This is a genomic window from Candidatus Cloacimonadota bacterium (assembly GCA_019429305.1).
Classification (GTDB): domain Bacteria; phylum Cloacimonadota; class Cloacimonadia; order Cloacimonadales; family JAJBBL01; genus JAHYIR01.
On sequence record JAHYIR010000012.1, the window covers coordinates 31,124 to 52,926 of the forward strand.

Genomic DNA, 21,803 nt, shown 5'->3' on the forward strand with positions numbered 1-21,803 from the left:
TTAACTTAATACTGATTGTGATGTTAGGTTATTCTCTGCTACCCCTAATTGTTTTGTTTAGATCAGGATATCTTGATACTGGGGGCGTTATAAGAGCTTTTACTCTGTAAAATCTCATCGGGTCTGTTATAGGACTTTCCCAAGTTACAATATTCCCCTCAACGCTGAATATCCCCTCTGGGGTATGAGGAAGAAACTCATCTTCTATCGAATCACTTGACTCGACTAGATAATCCGTAGCACCAATAACTTCTACCCACGATATATAAATATTACCGTTTTCAACATACACATCAATGATTTCCGGGACATCTAAATATGGCGGCTCTGATTCATCAACGAATTGCATTCTTATCTGAGGTTTATAATTCGCTGTGGTTGTTGTAGTAGAATTAGTTTGGTCGGAATTATCATTCCAAACATACCTGAACCCATTTGAAGAATTGAATATCCTCTGCTGACCTGAGGCATTATAGTTAGGTACTAAGCTGAAAGCTGTATCAACTAAAATGTTATCTACTCCATTCCATTCAAATGGTTCTGATAATTCCAGCATATCCCAACCACCGGCATTTGGAGTGTATGAGGCAGTAGTGTAAACTGCCTGATATGGTCCCGGATCATGAGCAGAAGCATTAGTTGCTGTTGTATGCTTCATTCTGATTAAGAAGTTTGGTAAACTATAGAGTGGTGTTTGGGTTACATAAAATCCGAGATGAGTAATTAGACCCGGTCCTTGAAATCCTGCTGAATTGATCTCTGCAGCCGTGTAAACCATCTGACCTCTTAAACTTCTATACCAGATATTTATTGGAGCTGCTGAACTAGTTCCATTAACACTGGTACCTGTACCAATATCTACTATCTGGATAGTATTCGGTATTGCCTGAACTGTATTGGAAGGTCCTGATTCATAGGTCGGATAAACAGCAGTTACATAGTATGTATAGGTAACTCCATTAATAACACTGTTATCTGTATAAGTCAAATTTCCTGTATTATTTACAAGTGAACCATTCTTATATATATTATAAGATGAAGGAACTCCATCAACTGGAGTAGACCAAGATAGGTCTACATATCCATTACCAGCGTGGGCTATTAGATTACGAGGTGAGTCTTGCGGTATAAGAGCCGGAAAGACAATATAATCTACCCAAGCACAATCTGAACCTGAACTTACAGATCCGTCTTTCATATAGGTCCAGCGGAAGGTTCGTTCTCCGGCATTGACAGGATATGATACTTGCGACCAGTCAACTTCTCCCGACCATTGGGCTTGCTGTACTCCATCGATGAAGAAGTAGAGGAAGTCATAATTCGCTTCTGAAGATACTTTGCGATAAAAACTGATCTCACTATTAGCTGCAACATTCAGTGTCACTTCCATTGCTGTGTTTTGATTGTGAGCAATAGTGCCCGATTTGGCTGAGTATAGACCTTCATAAACATTATCTGTGACAATAGTCCAGTCAGCATTTCCGGCAAATTCCCAGGGGAACGAACTGAAATCACCCGTTTCGAAATCTTCTAAGACCAAACCTACCGGTATATAGCGATAATACACAGTAGTATAAGCACCATAATCCATTGTTTTGGTAAACTCAACAACAGTACCCGGATTGATGCTTTCATCAACGGTTACTGTATAGATAGTTTGAATATTAGCACCCGGAGAAATTGCTGTAATATTATAGACAGGTGTTGATATGTCGACAAGAGGATTATTAACCTCTAAAGTTGCAGTACCGGCTTGAGATGCTGCTTGTCCAATATTTTCAACAGTGAACACCATGGAGACTGTTTCACCGGGATCTAATCTACCATTATTATTACCACCTGGTGGTGGATCTTGGATCATTAGATTGCTCACTTCAAGTACAGGAGAATTTACATAGAAGTTGAAATTGGAAGACCATTCATTATCATTATCTGTTATCTGGAGTGTAAAGAAGACCCTGTGCTGGTTAGTAATACTATCAGCAATCAGAATCTGATAAGCATTGTTAACTGTAGTTGTCGATCCTGCATTTATATTCCCAAAAAACTGATAATCGTCAACAATTGTAATATATGTATCTTCTGTTGACAGTTGAGCTGAAACATTAGTCGCTGTCTCGATTCCAAGGTTTTCTAAAGTAACATGGAAATTGACTGTTTCACCATACTGTGGTGTATATTCCATATTACCAACAATTTCATAATCGTTCAGAACGACAAAGGGACCTGCCAATGGTAAAATCTGTAACTCACTGATAATAGGAGCATGGTTTTGAAGCGTTATTACCAGAGTAGCTTCACCAAGAGAAGTAAATGGTGTAAACTCTAATGTTAATTGACCAGCTGCATCTACCAATCCGGCACCGTATAGTTCTCCATCCATAGAAAGTCCAACATAAGAATAGGGCTCAGCAGTGATCTGTATCTCACTTTGTCCCAAAAAGATCTGTTGCGGATAATTAGCAATATTTTCCAGTGGTTCTCGCATATATGGGGTTAATGATGGATCACCCATCAGAGCATAGATCTCCCAATAATAGTTTTTCAGTGAACTGGTCGATTGCTCAACGGCTAAATTACCAGCATAGATCATTGCCCCACCGGTAGTAAACCAATTTGTAAAACTCTCACCATGAGTATGAAAAAGCCGGTCGAACATACCAAGTTGTGCTGAGTTATAAGGTACAGCGTTACCGTGACTCGGAACCGAACCTATATAACCTACTCCCCACCAATAATCTTCATTCCAATAAGTGTTGTTTGTTCCTCCAATATAGCCAATAGCTCCTTTATTGGGTGCTCGAAGCCAAGCTTCACCGAAACACTCAGTTACCTCAAACTTATTTGTTACACAACAATTGCCAACTGCGAAGGTGTATTTACCATCATTTTGCAGATTATATACATTAGATATCGTGAAGCTCGGATCTGACCATGATGTTGATGAACCGTGAGCTGTATAGTTTACGTAACCAACCCCATTACTAACATCATTAATTATTGCTGCTGAGCTGCTACCCGATGCAGGATATAGATATGTATGTGAATAAATGCCGTTTGATGCATTAAAGTAATGTTCTGTGCCATAATTAATATGCCCATTCGCATGAGAAGGTGCCCAACTTGCATCAACACCAGCGATAAGTACCACTTCTCCTAAATAAGAGGGATCAGTTGTTTGTAATTTCTCATAAAATAGAGTTTTATCTATTTGTGGTTGTAATTCAGTAAGATTATTAGCGGAAAACCTGCCATAAAACATCTCTGGTAAATAATCGGTACCCTCTAACCTGACATAATGCAGATCAGATATGTGGTTCCCCACCGTATCACCGCCGCTATAAGCCGGTATTTGTGCTGTATCGCCTACAAACAAGACAAATGAGGGTGCAGGGTCTTGCGGACTGGCAGCATTCCAGATACCCTGAATATAATTCTTGATAGAGGTTGTCGTTGACCCTACTTCAGGACTGCCTATTACACCGACAATTGTTTCAAATCCTTTCATTGTCTTCCAATCAATGAAAGGATCTAAAGCATCAACGAACATTGAATGAGTAATGATGATATATTTCACCGGATAACGAGTCAGATTTTGTCTCTCTGCTACCGTTTCATAGTTCATGATCTGCTCTTCATATAAGAACTCGAAATACGGGGAGTGAGTTCTTTGTCGTAACTCTTCCGTTGCAGCAAAATCTCCACCAATAAAGGTCACTTCTACTTCGACATCGTTATAAACTCTAATTGTTCCTGCCTGAGGGTTATAATCAATCGGATAAAGTTCAACAGCAAATAGTCTAACACCCCGCATAATGCCGACCTCTTCTGCCTTCACTAAAGGTTGACCAGTATAAGAGATACGATTATATGCCTGTTCATTAAACTCAAACGGCGGTGGCTCAATATCTGGACACTTGGGTACTGAATGCTGAGCCGGCATGATCGGATAGGAAATTCCAAAATCAGCTAAAACAAATTCAGCTACCTCATAGTTTAAGGCACGTATAGCTACTTCTGCCCCAAGTGGAACAGCAATAAATCTACGGCTTATAGGTAGTTTCGGCTCTCCGATATCATTTGTCTGACCCATGGAATCGATCAGAATCTCAGTGAATTCTCCCTGTTCGGTTGAAACAGTAAAATGGTTCAAACGATCAAATTGATAAAACAGAGAAAGACCATAAAGATCACTGGAAGTCACTACAGTTCTAGTTTCACGATTTTCGAATTCGATTGACTGAAAAACTGCATAATTAAAGGATATGAAGACTAACAGCAATAACAAAAGGAATAATACTTTTTTGTTGTTTAACATGGCAAACCTCGCACTTTTATTTAGCTTCTTTTAAAAGTTCATAAAGAATCAAAAATCTATAAACAAATCAGCAAATCTTGTGCCAAGAAATACTAATTTTCTTATTTTTTGTAAGATATTTGTAGAAGTAAAATTTGGCAAGTTATTTCTAATATTTAGGTTCTATTGTGATCGTTTAATACTTATGAAATTGTTTGTCTTATAAAAAAAGGACGATCATTGGTCGCCCCTACAAGCTGTGTTTTCTCTTTTTTTTAGACCACTATTTTCAGGACTCCTCATTTGATCCTATCACCTAAAACCTAATTTACGATCATCCCTCTCTTAGCCGGAACTTTTTCAATCTCAGAGAATTGTAAACGACATTCAAGGAACTCATCGACATAGCAGCAGCCCCTATCATGGGATGAAGAAGTCCGAGCATTGCCACTGGAACGGCTATAAGATTATAGAACCATGCCCAGAAGAAATTTTCCTTTATTTTTCTAAATATAGCTTTGGATAGCTTGATAGCATAAACTACATTGACCAATTCACTGCGAATAAGAGTAACGTCAGCCGATTCGATCGCAATATCGGTCCCAGTGCCTAATGCTATCCCCACATTGGCTTGTTTAAGAGCTGGAGCGTCATTTATCCCATCACCAACCATGGCTACGATCCCGAATTCTTTTTGGAGTTTAATGATTTCATTGACTTTCCCTTCCGGTAAGATCTCAGCAGCAATTTTCTTGATTCCGGCTTTCTCAGCTATAGCTTGGGCGGTTTTATAGTTATCCCCGGTCAGCATGATAGTAGTAATACCCATTTCGTTTAATCTGCTAATAGCTGTTACCGAATCCTCTTTTATTTGATCGGCTACTGCTAAGAGCCCAGCCAATTTTTTATTAATAGCAACCAATAACAATGTTTTCGCTTCTGCTTCCAGCTTTTGAATATCGGATTCTGCAATTTGATAAGAAATTTGATGATCTTCCAGCATTCTTCTATTACCGGCAAGCACTTCTTTACCTTCAATCAATCCTTTAATACCTTTACCGGATATGGCACTGACCTCTTTTACAGGCAACAAATCTATCTCATACTCTTTGCTTTTATCTATTATTGCTTGTGCTAAAGGATGTTCAGAACTGTTCTCCAATGAAGCTGCATAGAGCAATAATTCTTGCTCTCCATAATTATTGTAGGTAATTACATCAGTCACTACCGGTTTACCGGAAGTGATCGTTCCTGTTTTATCAAAGGCAACCGCCTTTACCTCTCGAAGTGTCTGGACAGCTTCTCCGCTTCTGATCAAGATCCCGTTTTCTGCTCCCAGTCCGCTACCAACCATAAGAGCTGTCGGGGTTCCTAAGCCGAGAGCGCAGGGACAGGCAATGACCAAAACAGCTGTGGCTGTAATAAAGGCGAGTGTTAAGTTTGTCAGATCGGGATTGACCCAAGGAAGAAAAGTTGCACCCCATTCAATAATGATCCTGTGGAATGAGGGAAAGATATTAAAGGAAAGAAAGGTCAGAAAAGTTAAAACAAGGATTATGGGAACAAAATAACCAGTTACCCTATCTGCAAAATCTTGGATCGGAACTTTCGAACCCTGACATTGTTCGACAAGTTTGATTACCTGGGCGAGAAATGTTTCTTTACCTGTTTTGGTAACTTTTGCTTTTATATAACCCTGCTTATTGATCGTTGCGCCAATAATTTCATCACCCTCTTGCCTGAAGACCGGCATCGATTCCCCGGTTACCATCGACTCATCTATATTCGTATTTCCCTCTATTATTATGCCGTCGATGGGGATCTTTTCACCCGGTCTGATGATCATCAAATCACCTATCACCAACTCTTTAACGGAAACTTCTATCTCCTCATCTCCCCTCTGGATACGGGCTGTCTTAGCTCCCAGCTTGATCAGTTTCTTTATCGCCTCTGAAGTTTTCCCTTTGGCTTTTGTTTCCAAATATTTACCGATCAGATGAAAAGTCATGATCGTTGCCGCCATCTCTATAAAGGTCTGTACTTGCCAAAAGAATCCCGAAAGCCCTATAATAAAAGGGGGCAGAGACCCAAGACTGACCAATACATCCATATTAGCGACTTTGTTTTTGATAGAAAGCCAGCTGGAATGGTGAACTTTACTACCGAGAATGAAAACAACCGGGAAGCCGAGAAGAACAGTTAACAGGTGATATGCAGGGATCTTCACTCCGAACATTCTGATGATCATAAGTGTCATAATCGTACCGGCTAAGATCGCTGCATATAGCATCTTTTTATAAGCTATTTGAATGCTTTTATCTTTCTCTTCCACTACTGTATCATCTTGAACTTCGGCTTCATAACCGACAGAGGCAACGATTTTCTTAATGTCTGCCAATTTAATAACTGTGGGGTCGTAAGTGATAATCCCTTTTTCATTGGCAAAATTGATATCAACCTTCTTGATCCCTTCACTGTTACCGAGAATACTTTCTATATTGGAGACACAACTTGTGCAGGACATCCCCTTGATATTTAATGTTATAGTTTCTAATTCTTCGGCTTGATGTAATGCCGCTTTATAACCTATTTTGGCTACTTGCTTGGCTATCTCATCAGCTGATATCTTTGACTCATCTAGTGTTATATAAGCTTTGGCTGTAGCAAAGTTGACATGAGCTTCGGAAATACCCGGTAACTCATTAAGTCTTTTCTCTATCGTAGCGGCACATCCTGCGCAGGTCATCCCTTCGATATCAAATATCCATTTATCTAAATCCTTGTTCATAATATCTCCACTTAGAAACTTCATATTTAAAAAATATAACTGATTTAACCACTTGAGCAAAAGAGAATCCTTTTCTTGATCTATGATTTACCAATGATTGACCTCAGGGGAGCATACGAATAAGCTATAGCTAATTCGTATGCTCCTTATTGGTTGAAATATAACAGATTTGTTTTCAAAGCAAAGTATTCGTTCTCTGTAGGGGCAATTCACGAATTGCCCTTTTTTTATTTATAATCTCATCTGAATTATTGATGCCCAGTTCTTCTATAAATTAACAAAGAAACCCGCAAATTTCTTTTAGTTTAGTGTGGGCAATTCGTGAATTGCCCCTACACTCAATTTAAGGCGATTTTGTGTAAACATGCATCAGTAACTGCTGATAAATCATAGTTAGATGATTAAAAAAAATGGATTTTATTTAAAAAACTCTTGACTAACTATCCCCACTGAAAAAGCTGTTACTGAAAAATAAGTAGTAGAAATGAAGCTGCCTGCTTCTACCTAACGAGTAAAGATAGCTTGTTAAGGTTGTGGATAAGAAAAAGAAATAGCAAAAGACTATTTTTCTGAAAAGCGGGTGGACTTTGTTCACCCGCTTTTTTTTATGAAAAAGCGTATAAGGAGGTGTTATATAATACGCATAAGAAAAGGTAAGGCAAAATTAAAGATCGAGGTACCTAAGGAGAGGATAAATGAACAGATATCCGCTACTAAGGTACGACTCATTAGTGCCGATGGTAAACAAGTTGGAATTGTAGATCTTGACAGAGCTTTGCAAATGGCAGACGATGCCGAACTTGATTTAGTAGAAATTGCTCCCGGAGCTGATCCTCCGGTGTGCAAGATAATGCGATTCGACAAATATTATTACAACAAAGAGAAGGGTGTTAGAGAAGCTAAAAAACGACAACATGTAGTACAACTAAAAGAGATCAAAATGGGTCCTAATACCGAAGAACATGATTTCGAGTTTAAGAAACGTAATGCCATTAAGTTCTTGAAACAGCAGAACAAGGTAAAATTCACCATCCGTTTTAAAGGACGACAAATTGCTCATAAAGATTTGGGTTATCATCTTTTAGAACGTCTGATCGAAGATTTAAAGGATTATGCTGAGGTAGATACAAAACCGACTGAGGAAGCGAGAACAATATCCATGATCATGGTAGCTCGCAAAGATATTGCTAATGCCGAAGAAGAGTCAACAGCATAGATTGAACGTAATTTTAAATTAAGAATATAGATGATAAAAAGGAGGATTAAATGCCTAAGATGAAATCGAGAAAAGGTGCTGTTAAACGTTTTAAGATGTCAGCCACCGGTAAGATCAAGCGTGAACATGCATATTTAGGGCATATCTTAACAAAGAAAACCAGGAAGCGTAAACGACAATTACGACAAGCCGGTTATGTTGTAGCAGCAGATGTACCCCGTGTTAGAAAAATGATAAGTTCATAAATTTTTGAGAATTAAAAGGAGAAAAAAATGTCACGTGCAGTAAATAATGTAGCAGCTAAAAAACGTAGAAAGAAATATTTAAAAGCAGCCAAAGGATATTTTGGAGCTCGCAGCCGTCAATATCGAGTAGCTCGTCAAGCAGTAGAAAAGGGTTGGCTCTATGCATATCGCGATCGCAAAAATCGAAAACGGGAATTCCGTAAATTATGGATTCTTAGAATCAATGCCGCAGCTCGCTTAAACGGACTTACATATAGTGCCTTTATTAATGGCTTAAATAAAGCTAATGTAGATATTGATCGCAAAGCACTTGCTTTTTTAGCAATGAACGATCCGGATGCTTTTGTTAAATTATGTGATTTAGTGAAATCTAATGCTAATTAATATCAGGTGTAATAGTGGAAAGTGAACTGAGAGAATTACTGGAACAGCTCAAACACGAGATAGCAGCAGCTCAGAATGAATACGAACTAAATAATGCCAAATCGCACGCATTAGGCAAGAAAAGTTTATTAACCGAGTTAATGAAGAAACTCGGTACTCTTCCACCTGAAGAGAGACCACTTTTTGGTAAGGCAATAAATGATGTAAAGCGTGAGATCGAGAGTCTGATAGAGAATAGAGCTCAAGAGATTCTTAATCAGCAATACCAGCAAACTATCCAACAAGATAAGGTTGATCTGACACTCCCGGGGTTTATTCCGGAAAAAGGTAATTTGCATCCATTAACCTTGATCTGGCGTAAAATTGAGGATATTTTCATCAGTTTGGGATTTGATGTTGTAGAAGGTCCGGATATAGATGATGAATATCATAACTTCGACGCCTTAAATACCCCACCGGATCATCCCGCCAGAAATGAGATGGATACCTTTTATCTTAAACAATCTACTGAGAGTACCCCCAATAATAGACTATTGCTACGCAGCCAGACTTCAACGGTTCAAGTGCGCACTATGGATCAACACCGTCCACCATTAAAGGTTATCTCAATTGGCAGATGCTATAGAAATGATAAACCGGATGCTTCTCATTCACCATTTTTTCATCAATGTGAAGGATTGGCAGTAGCTAAAGGTATTACCTTTGGAGACTTACGAAGCATTCTTAATAGCTTTGCGGTTAAGATGTTCGGAAAAGAGATCAAATCACGCTTTCGTCCTCATTTTTTCCCATTTACGGAACCAAGCGCAGAATTTGATCTGATCTGTTTCAACTGTTATGGCAAGGGTTGTAATATCTGTAAGAACAGCGGCTGGTTGGAAATTGGTGGTGCCGGGATGGTAGATCCAAACGTCTTTTCGATGTTGAACATAGACCCTGAGATCTACAGCGGTTACGCCTTTGGCTTGGGTATTGACCGCATAACTATGCTCAAGTATCAACTACCCGACATCAGATTATTGTTTGAGAATGATCTTCGCTTCTTACAGCAATTTTCATAAATTTAGGCGTTAGGTTATAGGTTGTAGAGTATTTCATTAACGTAAGTTAGATATCAACGATCACATTCACAAATAAAGGATAATTTATGATTTTCAGTTATAACTGGCTAAGAGAGTTTGTTGAATTACCGCAAGATCCGTCTGAATTAGCCAAAATAATGACCTTCGGTGGGATCGAAGTAGAAGGTTATCACTCTCCAGCTGAGCAGTTAAAAGAGATTATTATCGTTAAAATAGTTAAAGTTGAGAAACATCCCGATGCAGATAAGCTTCATGTTTGCTTGATTGATACCGGTTCAACAACAAAACAGGTCATTTGTGGTGCCCCTAACTGTCAGCAGGACATGTTAACTGCCTATGCTCCTGTCGGGGTGAAGTTAGGTAACAGAACAATAGAAAGAGTCAACATCCGCAGTGTTGAATCAGAAGGAATGCTCTGTTCAGAGAGCGAGTTAGGTATTTCGGAAGATCATTCAGGGATCTTATCCCTACCCCAAGATGCCCCATTAGGAAAAGATCTGCGTAGTTATTTAGATATTTCTGATACCATTTTCGAAGTGGAGATAACACCTAATCGTCCAGATTTATTGGGTATCTTAGGTTTAGCCAGAGATGTAGCTGCTCTTACAAAAAAGGCACTTCACCTTCCTGATAGATTTCCTACTGATGGATATATATACCCTCCGGGATTTTTATCAACCATAACAGCCGATAATGTTCCCTTTAATCTGACAAATGAAGCGACAAACCTATGCCCACGCTATATCGCTCAAGTGATAACCGGAGTAAAAGTAAAAGAATCTCCTAATTGGCTGAAGAGAAAATTAATGGCAGTAGGGATAACTCCCATCAACAACATAGTTGATATAACGAATTATGTTATGATGGAGTTTGGACATCCTCTGCATGCTTTTGATTATTCACTCTTAGAAGGCAAGCAGATCAGAGTCAGAAGAGCTCAGAAAGGTGAAACTATTTCTGCTCTTGATCATAAAGATTATGTATTGTTAGAAGATGATTTAGTTATAGCTGATGGTACTAAACCGGTAGCCATAGCCGGAATTATCGGCGGTAAGAACAGTGCTATTTCCCCTGCAACACATACAATAGTTTTAGAGGCGGCGAATTTCTCTAATTTATCCATTCGGCATACTGCTGCCCGGTTGAAGATCAACACAGACTCTTCATATCGCTTCGAACGTAATTTATCTGATGAAACTGTAGCTTTGATCAGTCAAAGAGCTGCCGATCTGATTACTGAACTCTGCCAAGGGGAAGTCGTTGTGCTTAGAGATTCTTATCCGTCACCCAACCCGATCACAGAGATCGGATTAAGGGCAAAAAGAGCTAATGAGCTTCTGACTACTGAGTTATCAAATCATGACATTTGGGAGTATCTGAGACCTTTAGGATTAATTGCCAATAACATCTCTAATCAGAAAGATTGCGAGACGATCTCTGAAGAACAAACCATTACTTTCACTATTCCCCCTTATCGAAAGGATTTAGCAAGAGAAATTGATTTGATCGAAGAGATCATTCGTCTTCATGGTTATAACAACATCCCGGAGAAACCGGAAAGAGAGACTATAACCGATCTGGATTGGTTCTATACAAAAAGAGAGATTGCTGATTATCTTGTTCATAATGGGTTTTATGAAGCTATAAATTCTTCTTTTTCAGAACCGGCTATCCTAAAAACTTTGGCATTAGCTGAAGATGATTATCGTACCCCTTATTTTGAGTTGATCAATCCTTTGGGAGCAAGTTTTTCTATAATGAGAACCTCTCTCTTGCCGGGTTTGTTAAAGAATGTGCAGTTCAATCTCTCGAATGGGCAAACCGATATCAAACTCTTTGAACTGGGAAAAGTATTCTTAAAACAAGATGATAAACCTGCAGAGCGATACTTCTTAGCCGGAGCAGTTGTTGGCAATATCAATAAACTTCATTGGAAATACAAGACAGACAGATCAAGCATCTTTGCCGTGAAAGGTTATGTTGAAGGACTTGTATCACTGATAACGGATAATCAGGTAATATTCCAACCTACCGAGATGAAATATTATCAGCAAGAATCTGCTATTGATATATTAGTTAACGGACAGAAAGTTGGTAATCTTGGTAAATTCGATCCTCTATTGGCAAAGAAACTGGAGATCGAAAATGCTCTCTTTCTCTTTGACATTGATATTTCTCAAATCCTACAATGTGGAATAAAAAAATCGCCGGTCTATCAGGAAATAAACAGATATCCTGCAGTAATACGAGATATCTCATTCATTATAGATAAGAAGTTTGAACATCAGAGTATTGATAATACTATAAGATCTGCGGATAGAGATGTAATTAAGAATATTACTCTCATTGATGAATTCACAGGTAAGAATATTCAGGCTGGATACCGTAGTTTAACATACAGTATCATCTTTAACTCAAATCAAGGGACTCTAACCGACGAGTTCGTTAACAACTCGCTGCAAGAGATCAAAAGCAGATTAGAAAAAGAATATAAGATAGAAATGAGGTAAACAATGGAGAAACAACCTATATCTCAGTTGGAAGAAAAGATTCTGCTGCTCATAGAAAACTACAAGTCGCTGAAAAAGGAACATGCAACCCTACTCGATGAAGCGGAAAAGCTAAAAAAACAGAATAGTGACAATAGCGGTACTATAGATACATTACAAAAGAAATTAAGTGAGTTAGAAAAAGATTTAGCGGAAAAATCTAAGTCTCTTGATATAGCAGAGAAAAAATGTGCCGAATACGAAGACAAGATCGCTAATTATGAAAGTGTTACCAAGACGGCATCCACCAGAATTGACGATATCTTGTCTCAGCTAAGCCAATTATAATCTAACCCAGAAGAGATATGCAGACAGTCGAAGTTGTAATACTCGGAAAGAAATACCGCTTAAGGTCAGATGATCCCGATAAATTACATGAATATGCTGAATATCTGAATAACACACTTGATGAGATTATTGCTAAATACGGTTTAGTAGATGCCAAAGATACTTTAACACTTGCAGGAATGATTTTAACAGAGCAACTGTTTCATCTGACTGAAGACAGTGATCATTTAAAGAAAGAAATTGACAAATTACATAGCAAAATTTCTTCTTTTATTAAAGATATCGCTAAGAAATGAAACTCCTGCGGTATGCGTGAATATATTTGTAATTGAGCCAATATATAATCTGGGAATCGATCCACTTGTGGCTTACATGCCCGGCAACAAGACCGGGACTTAAAAAGCAAGAAAGGTAGAAGCCCATCTTGAATTTAGGTTCAAGAAGTACAAATAGCACGGTACCGCAGGTAATATAAATCACAAAAACGAGGTAATAAATGACAGAAAATATACAATATATATACTTGCTTATTGGTGCTGTTTTAGGATTTTTTCTGACCGCATTAATTTTATTTGTTATTAAACGAAAAGCGCTAACCATCATATCAGAAGCAAAGAATGAAGCATCACGACTGATAGAAGAGACACGCCAAAAAACTCAGATAGAAAAGAAAGCTGCCCTCCTTGAGGTAAAAGATGAATGGTATAAAACAAAGAAAGCCCATGAGGAAGAGATAAATCAACGCAAGAAAGAGATCAGAATTCTGGAGAAGAAGTTTAATGAACGGCTCTCTGTTCTTGACAAACGTTTTGAAGGTTTAGATAAAAAAGAGAACCGGGTCAATGAGCTGGAAAATCGCAATAAGATGCGGGAATCAGAGCTGGAGAAGAAGAAACAAGAGTTGGAAGAATTGACAGTCCAACAGCAACAGAAGCTTAGTACGATAGCCCAAATGAGTAGAGAAGAAGCTCTGCAAATGCTCAAGACACAACTACTAAATGAGGCACGTAATTTTGCTGCCAATGATGTCAAACAAACTCTTGAGCAGATCAAGCTCGACGCTAACAAGATCTCAGCCGAGTATCTATCAACAGCTATCCAAAGAATGTCTGTAGATTACGTTTCTGAGAATACTGTATCAGTAGTTACAATTCCGAGTGAAGAGATGAAAGGAAGAATTATTGGTCGTGAAGGAAGAAACATCCGCACGTTTGAAAAAGCATCCGGAGTTGATCTGATCATTGATGATACACCTGAAGCAGTAGTTCTCTCATGTTTCGATCCGGTAAGAAGAGAAATTGCCCGGCTGGCTCTGGAAAAATTGATCGTTGACGGTAGAATTCATCCCGGCAGAATAGAAGATCTGATTGAGAAAACCCGCAAAGATATGGATAAACATTTGATCGAGTTGGGTGAAAAAGCTTGTTTAGATCTCAATGTACATAACGTATCTCCCAATATTATCAAGCTCATTGGTAGATTGAACTACCGTACCAGTTATGGACAGAATGTTCTTCAGCATAGTAAAGAAGCTGCATGGATCTGTGGTATCTTAGCTGCAGAATTGGGACTAAATCAGGAAATAGCACGCCGTGCCGGTTTCTTGCACGACCTGGGAAAAGCTATCGATCATGAATTTGATGGTTCTCATGCTCATTTAGGTGCCAGTTTCGCCCGAAAAAATGGAGAAAGTCCCCTCATTATCAATACTATCGAAGCGCATCACGAAGAAGTTCCTGCTGAATCGGCTTATGCCCCACTTGTGCAAGCTGCAGATGCTATCTCTGGTGCTAGACCGGGAGCAAGACGCGAAGTACTGGAATCGTATATGCAACGTCTGGAGAAACTGGAAGAGATCGCTAATTCTCTGGAAGGGGTCAATAAATGCTATGCGATCCAAGCTGGAAGAGAATTAAGAATAATCGTTGATCCTATTGCCGTGGATGATGCCAAATCGGTTTACATTGCCTCTGACATTGCCCGTAAGATAGAGCAAGAGATGCAATATCCCGGTCAGATCAAAGTCACTGTTATCCGCGAAACGAGATTTCAAGAAGTTGCTAAATAGATGAATATTCTGTTTATTGCCGATGTTTTCGGCAGACCGGGCAGACAGGTAGTAAAAAACCGAGTACCGGAGCTAAGAGCGGAATTGGCAATTGATGTCTGTATCGCTAATTGTGAAAATAGTGCTTCCGGGTTAGGTATAACCGAAAAAACTGCTGACGAGTTGTTTAATGCCGGGATTGATGTCTTGACCGGTGGTAATCATCTCTGGGATAAGAAAGAGGTGCTCAGCTATCTCTCTATAGAAAATAGGATCCTGAAACCGGCTAATTATCCACCTAAAGCTATCGGTAGCAAATATTTCATCAAGAACCTACCAAATAATCAGAAGCTTGCCGTAATTACCCTTTGCGGACAAGCTTTTATGAATCCGACCAACTCTCCATTCTTAGTAATGGAAGAGATGCTTCCTCTCTTGAAGCAACAATCAGATTTCATTTTTGTTGACTTTCATGCCGAAGCTACAGCAGAAAAGAGAGCATTCGGACTCTATTTTGATGGTCAGGTTTCCGCTATTATTGGTACTCACACTCACGTCCAAACGGCTGACGAAGAGATCCTCCCCGGTGGGACTGCTTATATTACAGATGCCGGTATGACAGGTCCTCACTCTTCTGTAATTGGTATGAAAAAGGAGATCATCTTTGAAAAGATGATGACCGGTATGCCGACCAAATATGAAGTTGCCGAGCGAGGCAAGCAATTAAATGCTGTCTTTATCTCCGTTGATGATAATAGTGGCAAAGCAACCAGGATTGAACGCATCCGAGAGAAAATATCTGATTAAGTTATCCACCACTTGATAGACTTGGAATTATTATATATCGCTTAGAAACATTTAGTTAACCGAAGAGTGTCATCCTGAGTGTTCTGCTGATTACTGCTTGCTTAAACTGGCAGCAGAATGTATCGAAGGTTGAAAGAATACAAAAAAAACAACTTATGAGGACAGATATATGGAAAAAGAACTAAGAGCTAAACCACTGGTAAAGTCAATCTATGAAGATTTAACTAATGAAATCTCATCTTTAGAGATCAAACCACAACTGACGATCCTTATGATCGGTGAAGACCCTGCTGCTGAGTTTTACGTCAGTAACATCCAAAAAAACAGCGGTAAAGTCGGCATTTTAGCAGATTTGCAGAAACTCCCCCCTGATCTTTCAGAAGATGATCTGTTAAGAATAATTCATGACCTTAATAATGATAGTCAAGTTCATGCCATAATGGTTCAAAAACCTCTCCCAAAGCACATAAACGATAATCTTGTAGCAGCAACGATTTCACCTTTCAAGGATGCAGATGGTTTTAATCCGGTCAATTTGGGTAATATGCTCCTTGAGGCAGAAGCACTTCTCCCCTCTACACCTGCGGCAGTCATAGAAATGATCCGTTATTATCAGATAAACTTAACCGGTAAACATACTGTACTTTGTGGCAGGAGTCATATCGTTGGTAAACCTTTAGCAAATCTCTTGCTTAACAAGCAAGAACCGGGAAATGCCACCGTCACCGTCTGCCATAGCAAGACAGCAAATTTAGGCGATTATACAAAGCAGGCAGATATTCTCATCACAGCCCTTGGTATTGCACGGTTTATCAAAGGTGATATGATAAAAGATGGTGTTATCATACTTGATGTAGGAACTAATGAAGTAATCGAGAATGGTAACCGTTTCTATACCGGCGATGTTGATTATGAAGATTGTTATCAAAAAGCTGCTGCTATAACACCTGTGCCGGGCGGCATTGGAAGTGTTACTACTGCCATGTTACTCAAAAATGTTTGGAAAGCATATCAGATGCAGAAATAGCTATTAGCTATTAGCTATGTAGCTATTAGTTCTCTAGAAGGTAGAGCAAGTCCATCGGAAGCATAGCTCCGAAGAGATAAATAACCACAGAACCGAGGAAATTGCTTCTTCGTGGCTGCATCCGAGCTCGGCGAAGCCATCCACGGAGAACACAGAGGACACAGAGAAAAAGTGGAAAAGAGATAAATTATGACGCCCCAGCAGCAGTATAGCAAGAAGAAATAAATCTTTTTCATACCCCGAATGGGGTATGATATAAAATAGCATGACACTTCAGTGTCTGGTAAAAGGGCACAAAAAAAATCATGCCCCGCATGGGGTATGAAATATGATAGCCAGACACTTCAGTGTCTGGTATAGATTGGATCGAATCCCACCCGCCACCCAATGGGTCTTCAACCCATTACCAGCGGTTAAAACCGCTGGCTATTATATTGCACCCGTCGCTATGTTTAGGGTGCTGCAAGATGCAAAACAAGTCCATCGGAAGCATAGCTCCGAAGAGATAAATAACCACAGAGACACGGAGAGCACAGAGGACACAGAGAAAAAGTGGAAAAGAGAAAAATGATAACGCCCCAGCAGCAGTAAAGCAGAAGAAATAAATCTTTTTCATGCCCCGAATGGGGTATGTAATATGATAACCAGACACTTCAGTGTCTGGTATAGATTGGATCCATCACCTATCACCTATAACCTAAAACCTATAACCTTTTTTTACTCAGAAACTCAATTTCTCCAGTTCATAAGTCATCGAACCTAACCCAATACTCTCACCATATCTCAGCTGATGTAGAGGATCGACATCTTTGTACATCGTTCGGAAAGGTTCTCCTTCCCTACCCTGCAGCACTGAGTTTTGTAGTTTACTTGATTGACTCACCAGATCGAAGCTTGCTTTATCTATCGCTACTGGGTCAGAAGAGGCTAAGATCCCGATATCTTCAACAATGGCATTATCTGAAACACCGAAACAATCACAATGGGGTGTTATATTTATCAAGAAATTGAAATAGAACAATTTCCTTTTGAGAAACTCCACAGCTCCGAGTGCAGTTTCAGCTAACTTCTCAGACATATTATCCGGAGTCTCATTCCACAGGATCCGTAAAGCTCCCGTTGGGCAATTAGTAATGCATTCAGCGCAACCTATACATATATTTAGATCTAAGAGAAACTTATCTTCTTCCCAGTTAATAGCACTGACAGGGCAAATTTGTGAACAGATCCGACACTTGATACACTTTTTTTCTACATATTCAGGTTTTACGTCGGCATGCATTAACTGCTTCTGCTTACGAGTTCCCAACCCCATTGCCAGATTCTTGATCGCTCCGCCAAATCCTACTGCCAAATGCCCCTTAAAATGTGACATCACTATCATACTATCCATATCACCCAGCGTGCCGGCAAGACTGATCTCTCTAAAATGCTTATGCTTAACAGCAATAGTTCTGCGATACTGATCCTGCAAACCATCAAGAATAACCAATGGTGCTTTTACTACTGAATAATCAAAACCATGTTCAATAGCTAATTCTAAATGAGTCACCCCCTGTTTTCTCCTTCCGGAATAGAGTGTGTTCGTATCTCCAATGAAAGGATAAACCCCTTGTCGTTTGAGATGATCAACCACTTTCCTTATATATAGAGGTGATATAAAAGTAGTATTGCCATCCTCACCAAAATGGGTCTTGATACAAACAGTATCTTTCTCTTTTAAGAAACCAATTTCTACTCTTCCCAACAATTCGATAAACTTATCCATCAAACCCTGATTATTCTCTACCCTCGATGTAATATAATAAACTTTGCTCATCCTTTTCTCCTTATTTTCTGGTCCACCTATTTCAGTACAGTACATTTTTTTCTGATCACTGATTACTCTTTTCATCTTAGCTTGCTATCCCTTCCTTCGCTTTGTTCACGTAACTCGTAACCATTTCGCTTGCTTCCCCTTCCGCAGGTTTTACTAATCACTACATAGCTAATAACTCTTTTTTTTCCTGCTACTCCTACCCATGGACTTGCTATTCCTTCCGCTGGTGCATCATAACATTTTTCTTTTCCCTCTTTTTTCTCCGTAACCTCTGTGTTCTCTGTGCCTCTGTGGTCATACATTTTCTCCCTGCTTCTCTTCCCATGGACTTGCTCTCCCTTCTATAGAACTAATCACTACATATCTAATAGCTATTTTCCCCTTGCTTAGCTCCGGTAGCACCCTTTATGGGTGCCATATGATAGCCTGCGACTTCAGTCGCAGGTAATGGGTCGAAGACCCATTGGGTGGCGGGCGGGAATAGATCCATCCTATACCAGACACTGAAGTGTCTGGCTATCTTATTACATACCCCATTCGGGGCATGAAAAAATCTTCTTTTCTTATGGAGCATCATAATATTTTTCTTTTCCCTCTTTTTTGCTCCGTGTGCTCTGTGCCTCTGTGGTAATACATTTTCTCCTTGCTTCTCTTCCCATGGACTTGCTCTCCCTTCTATAGAACTAATCACTACATATCTAATAGCTATTTCCCCCTTGCTAATCATCCGCTGGAGCATCTGTGTTCATCCTTTTTAATCTGTGTTAATCCGTGGTCAATGCTTGCTTCGCTTCCATTGGACTTTTTCCCTCTCAGCTTCCTTCACCGGCTTATAACTCCGTCGGTGATGTTCAGTTATCCCGTATTCTACCAGAGCTTTGCAATGTTCTCTTGTGGGATACCCTTTATTTTTAAGGAAATTATATGACGGGTATAAGTTATGGATCTCTCTCATTATTCTGTCTCTGGTGACTTTTGCCAAGATAGAGGCAGCAGCAATAGAGGCATATTGACTGTCACCTTTGATGATCGGTAAGGCATCCGGAAGACCAGTTGGTTTTCTATTTCCATCGAGCAATACCAAATCTGGTTTTATTCGCAGACCTTTTACTGCCTCTTCCATCCCCTTCATAGTAGCTCCCAGAATGTTAAGTTGGTCTATCTCATCAACAGAGATGATAATTACTTGATAATCGATAGCAGTGTCTATGATCTGCTCATAGATAGTCTCTCTAATCCTTTCGGATATTTTTTTGGAGTCATTAAGATCGGGAATACTGTATTGCAAGTCCAAAATGCAGGCAGACACAACCAAAGGTCCTGCTAAAGGACCTCTCCCTGCCTCATCAACACCGGCAGTAAGACCAAACTGCTCCCTTAATTCCAGTTCATTAGTATAGAGCAGTTTCATCTATCTTTGTCTTTATTCTGATCATAGAGTTTCTAATATCTGGTTAGTTAAATCCAGAGCACTGATCAAACTCTTCGGCGATGCTATCCCCTTGCCGGCAATGTCATAGGCAGTACCATGATCTACTGAAGCCCGGAAAAAGGGCAACCCTAAAGTAACGTTAACACCCTCTTCACCGGTTATCATCTTAAAGGGTATCAGCCCCTGATCATGATAACAGGCAATAATTTGCCGATATTCCCGAAGCTTGTATTTAAAAAAGGAATCTGCCGGATAGGGACCATCAATGATTATCCCTTCTTTAGCAAGATCATTGACAGCTTTATGCAATACCTCCTCTTCTTGTCCGAATAGCCCCTCTTCCCCACAATGAGGGTTTAGCCCTAAAAGTGCTACTTTCTCCTTTGGATAACGTTGTTGCGCAAAATTATAGACCAACCTCATCTTGGGAACGATTAACTCTTCTTTAATATGACCAGAAATATCTTTTATAGCCACATGAGTAGTTAGAAGAGCTACATCGAATTTGCTGGAAACAAAATTCATGACAAAATTCCGGCAATCAAACTCCCGAGCCAAGAATTCTGTGTGACCAATGAATTCGGGATCAAATTCCTGGATTGATTTTTTAGCCACCGGACCGGTCACCAGTGCATCAATTTTGTATTTTTTGATATCTGCAACTACTCTCTGCAGGATCTGATAACTAGACTTGCCGGATTTTTGATCCGGTTTACTTAAAGTAACACCACTTGCCGGGATCAGTATAGCATAAAGGTGATGTTTTTCTGTAACCTGACCGGGATTATCGATCAGCATGATCTTTGTTCTGTCCCGTGCTGTGCCATCCAGATCTTTGAAAGATCGAATGTAAGTAAAACCAGCCGGTAAAAAAGAGTCCCCATATATTATATAGGCATCACTTTTTTTTATCTGATATTGTCGAAAACACTTTTTAACTACTTCTGGTCCTATTCCCGCAGGATCTCCGGTTGTTACAGCAATAATCTTCATCTCAACTCCTTTCCCATTTTTTCTTTTCTCCTTGCTTTACTTCCGCTGGAGCATCATAATATTTTTCTTTTGCCTCTTTTTTTCTCCGTGTGCTCTGTGCCTTTGTGGTCATACTTTTTTCTCCCTGCTAATCCTTCCCATGGACTTGCTAACCCTTCGATATAATCCGGCAAATGAGCCGGACCACTCAGGGTGACAATTTTTATAAATAGACTTAAGTCTGTTTATTATTTTGCTTCAGAGACCGGCTGAAGCCAGTGATACTGCCAGCTGAAGCCAGCGTTCCGGTAACTTGCTCTTCCTTCCCTTTTTTTTCTGATCACTGATGACTGATTACTGATCACTCTTTTTCCCCTTGCTTCTCTTCCCATGGACTTTTCTTTCACTCGTAACACGTGACCCTTTTTTACTGATCACTATATAGCTAATAACTATTCCCCCCTGCTTCACTTCCGCTGGAGCATCACAATTTTCTCTTTTTCTCCGTGCCCTCTGTGCCTCCGTGGTCATACATTTTCTCCCTGCTTCTCTTCCAATGTACTTGCTCTGCCTACTATAGAACTAATCACTACATAGCTAATATCTAATAGCAATATTCCCCTTGTTTGGCTCCGGTAGCACCCTTTATGGGTGCCATATGATAGCCTGCGACTTCAGTCGCAGGTAATGGGTCAAAGACCCATTGGGTGGCGGGCGGGAATAGATCCATCCTTTTACCAGACACTGAAGTGTCTGGCTATCTTATTACATACCCCATGCGGGGCATGATTGTTTTGATCCATCCTTTTACCAGACACTGAAGTGTCTGGCTATCTTATTACATACCCCA

At 39.7% G+C, this 21,803-nt stretch carries 18 protein-coding genes and 1 other RNA gene; 11 read left to right on the forward strand and 8 right to left on the reverse strand.

The window, feature by feature from the left end:
* Positions 1-28: 28 nt before the first annotated feature.
* Positions 29-4,318 (reverse strand): Gingipain R, encoded by a 4,290-nt coding sequence (locus K0B81_06205; GenBank protein MBW6516189.1) that lies wholly within the window; start codon positions 4,316-4,318, stop codon positions 29-31.
* Positions 4,319-4,631: 313 nt separating this feature from the next.
* Positions 4,632-7,085 carry a heavy metal translocating P-type ATPase gene (locus K0B81_06210; GenBank protein ID MBW6516190.1) on the reverse strand — a complete coding sequence of 818 codons (2,454 nt, stop codon included), beginning with the start codon at positions 7,083-7,085 and terminating at the stop codon, positions 4,632-4,634.
* Positions 7,086-7,692: 607 nt separating this feature from the next.
* Here K0B81_06210 and infC point away from each other — a divergent pair.
* The 11 genes from infC (at position 7,693) to K0B81_06265 (ending at position 16,730) form a co-directional block, all read left to right on the forward strand.
* Positions 7,693-8,301, forward strand: a complete 609-nt coding sequence (gene infC, locus K0B81_06215) for a translation initiation factor IF-3 (protein ID MBW6516191.1) — start codon at positions 7,693-7,695, stop codon at positions 8,299-8,301.
* Between the two features lie 50 nt (positions 8,302-8,351).
* Complete coding sequence (gene rpmI / locus K0B81_06220) at positions 8,352-8,546, forward strand: 50S ribosomal protein L35 (GenBank protein MBW6516192.1); 195 nt, start codon at positions 8,352-8,354, stop codon at positions 8,544-8,546.
* A gap of 27 nt (positions 8,547-8,573) precedes the next feature.
* Positions 8,574-8,930, forward strand: a complete 357-nt coding sequence (gene rplT / locus K0B81_06225) for a 50S ribosomal protein L20 (protein ID MBW6516193.1) — start codon at positions 8,574-8,576, stop codon at positions 8,928-8,930.
* A 14-nt stretch (positions 8,931-8,944) separates the two neighbouring features.
* Entirely contained in the window at positions 8,945-9,991 is a 1,047-nt protein-coding gene (gene pheS, locus K0B81_06230) for a phenylalanine--tRNA ligase subunit alpha (GenBank protein ID MBW6516194.1), read from the forward strand.
* An 86-nt stretch (positions 9,992-10,077) separates the two neighbouring features.
* Entirely contained in the window at positions 10,078-12,522 is a 2,445-nt protein-coding gene (gene pheT / locus K0B81_06235; GenBank protein MBW6516195.1) for a phenylalanine--tRNA ligase subunit beta, read from the forward strand.
* 3 nt (positions 12,523-12,525) lie between these two features.
* Positions 12,526-12,849, forward strand: a complete 324-nt coding sequence (locus K0B81_06240; GenBank protein ID MBW6516196.1) for a hypothetical protein — start codon at positions 12,526-12,528, stop codon at positions 12,847-12,849.
* 17 nt (positions 12,850-12,866) lie between these two features.
* Entirely contained in the window at positions 12,867-13,145 is a 279-nt protein-coding gene (locus K0B81_06245; protein MBW6516197.1) for a cell division protein ZapA, read from the forward strand.
* Positions 13,145-13,322, forward strand: a non-coding RNA gene (gene ssrS, locus K0B81_06250) — 6S RNA. The genes K0B81_06245 and ssrS overlap by 1 nt, the downstream gene beginning before the upstream one ends.
* 23 nt (positions 13,323-13,345) lie before the next feature.
* Positions 13,346-14,917 carry a ribonuclease Y gene (rny, locus tag K0B81_06255; protein ID MBW6516198.1) on the forward strand — a complete coding sequence of 524 codons (1,572 nt, stop codon included), beginning with the start codon at positions 13,346-13,348 and terminating at the stop codon, positions 14,915-14,917.
* Complete coding sequence (locus tag K0B81_06260; GenBank protein ID MBW6516199.1) at positions 14,918-15,703, forward strand: TIGR00282 family metallophosphoesterase; 786 nt, start codon at positions 14,918-14,920, stop codon at positions 15,701-15,703.
* A gap of 169 nt (positions 15,704-15,872) precedes the next feature.
* On the forward strand, positions 15,873-16,730 hold the full coding sequence (locus K0B81_06265) for a bifunctional 5,10-methylenetetrahydrofolate dehydrogenase/5,10-methenyltetrahydrofolate cyclohydrolase (protein MBW6516200.1): 858 nt from the start codon (positions 15,873-15,875) through the stop codon (positions 16,728-16,730).
* Positions 16,731-17,451: 721 nt separating this feature from the next.
* Here K0B81_06265 and K0B81_06270 read toward each other — a convergent pair.
* The 6 genes from K0B81_06270 to K0B81_06295 form a co-directional block, all read right to left on the reverse strand.
* Entirely contained in the window at positions 17,452-18,549 is a 1,098-nt protein-coding gene (locus tag K0B81_06270) for a DUF362 domain-containing protein (GenBank protein MBW6516201.1), read from the reverse strand.
* 71 nt (positions 18,550-18,620) lie between these two features.
* Positions 18,621-18,851, reverse strand: coding sequence for a hypothetical protein (locus tag K0B81_06275; protein ID MBW6516202.1), 231 nt, complete (start codon positions 18,849-18,851; stop codon positions 18,621-18,623).
* 62 nt (positions 18,852-18,913) lie between these two features.
* On the reverse strand, positions 18,914-19,288 hold the full coding sequence (locus K0B81_06280; GenBank protein ID MBW6516203.1) for a hypothetical protein: 375 nt from the start codon (positions 19,286-19,288) through the stop codon (positions 18,914-18,916).
* Between the two features lie 36 nt (positions 19,289-19,324).
* A complete protein-coding gene (locus tag K0B81_06285) occupies positions 19,325-19,960 on the reverse strand; it encodes a ribonuclease HII (protein MBW6516204.1) in 636 nt (211 codons plus the stop codon).
* 21 nt (positions 19,961-19,981) lie between these two features.
* Positions 19,982-20,974, reverse strand: a complete 993-nt coding sequence (gene pdxA, locus K0B81_06290; protein ID MBW6516205.1) for a 4-hydroxythreonine-4-phosphate dehydrogenase PdxA — start codon at positions 20,972-20,974, stop codon at positions 19,982-19,984.
* 333 nt (positions 20,975-21,307) lie between these two features.
* Positions 21,308-21,484, reverse strand: coding sequence for a hypothetical protein (locus tag K0B81_06295; protein MBW6516206.1), 177 nt, complete (start codon positions 21,482-21,484; stop codon positions 21,308-21,310).
* Between the last annotated feature and the right edge of the window lie 319 nt (positions 21,485-21,803).

What these genes read in the sequence shown, in the direction of transcription:
- K0B81_06245 (MBW6516197.1), top strand. Translation starts at nt 12,867, where the DNA reads ATGCAGACAGTCGAAGTTGTAATACTCGGAAAGAAATACCGCTTAAGG.
- K0B81_06285 (MBW6516204.1), bottom strand. Translation starts at nt 19,960, where the DNA reads ATGAAACTGCTCTATACTAATGAACTGGAATTAAGGGAGCAGTTTGGT.
- K0B81_06260 (MBW6516199.1), top strand. Translation starts at nt 14,918, where the DNA reads ATGAATATTCTGTTTATTGCCGATGTTTTCGGCAGACCGGGCAGACAG.
- K0B81_06265 (MBW6516200.1), top strand. Translation starts at nt 15,873, where the DNA reads ATGGAAAAAGAACTAAGAGCTAAACCACTGGTAAAGTCAATCTATGAA.
- K0B81_06205 (MBW6516189.1), bottom strand. Translation starts at nt 4,318, where the DNA reads ATGTTAAACAACAAAAAAGTATTATTCCTTTTGTTATTGCTGTTAGTC.
- K0B81_06210 (MBW6516190.1), bottom strand. Translation starts at nt 7,085, where the DNA reads ATGAACAAGGATTTAGATAAATGGATATTTGATATCGAAGGGATGACC.
- rny (MBW6516198.1), top strand. Translation starts at nt 13,346, where the DNA reads ATGACAGAAAATATACAATATATATACTTGCTTATTGGTGCTGTTTTA.
- K0B81_06270 (MBW6516201.1), bottom strand. Translation starts at nt 18,549, where the DNA reads ATGAGCAAAGTTTATTATATTACATCGAGGGTAGAGAATAATCAGGGT.
- pheT (MBW6516195.1), top strand. Translation starts at nt 10,078, where the DNA reads ATGATTTTCAGTTATAACTGGCTAAGAGAGTTTGTTGAATTACCGCAA.
- rpmI (MBW6516192.1), top strand. Translation starts at nt 8,352, where the DNA reads ATGCCTAAGATGAAATCGAGAAAAGGTGCTGTTAAACGTTTTAAGATG.
- infC (MBW6516191.1), top strand. Translation starts at nt 7,693, where the DNA reads ATGAAAAAGCGTATAAGGAGGTGTTATATAATACGCATAAGAAAAGGT.
- K0B81_06240 (MBW6516196.1), top strand. Translation starts at nt 12,526, where the DNA reads ATGGAGAAACAACCTATATCTCAGTTGGAAGAAAAGATTCTGCTGCTC.
- K0B81_06280 (MBW6516203.1), bottom strand. Translation starts at nt 19,288, where the DNA reads ATGCTCCAGCGGATGATTAGCAAGGGGGAAATAGCTATTAGATATGTA.
- pdxA (MBW6516205.1), bottom strand. Translation starts at nt 20,974, where the DNA reads ATGAAGATTATTGCTGTAACAACCGGAGATCCTGCGGGAATAGGACCA.
- K0B81_06295 (MBW6516206.1), bottom strand. Translation starts at nt 21,484, where the DNA reads ATGACCACGGAGGCACAGAGGGCACGGAGAAAAAGAGAAAATTGTGAT.
- rplT (MBW6516193.1), top strand. Translation starts at nt 8,574, where the DNA reads ATGTCACGTGCAGTAAATAATGTAGCAGCTAAAAAACGTAGAAAGAAA.
- K0B81_06275 (MBW6516202.1), bottom strand. Translation starts at nt 18,851, where the DNA reads ATGTATGACCACAGAGGCACAGAGAACACAGAGGTTACGGAGAAAAAA.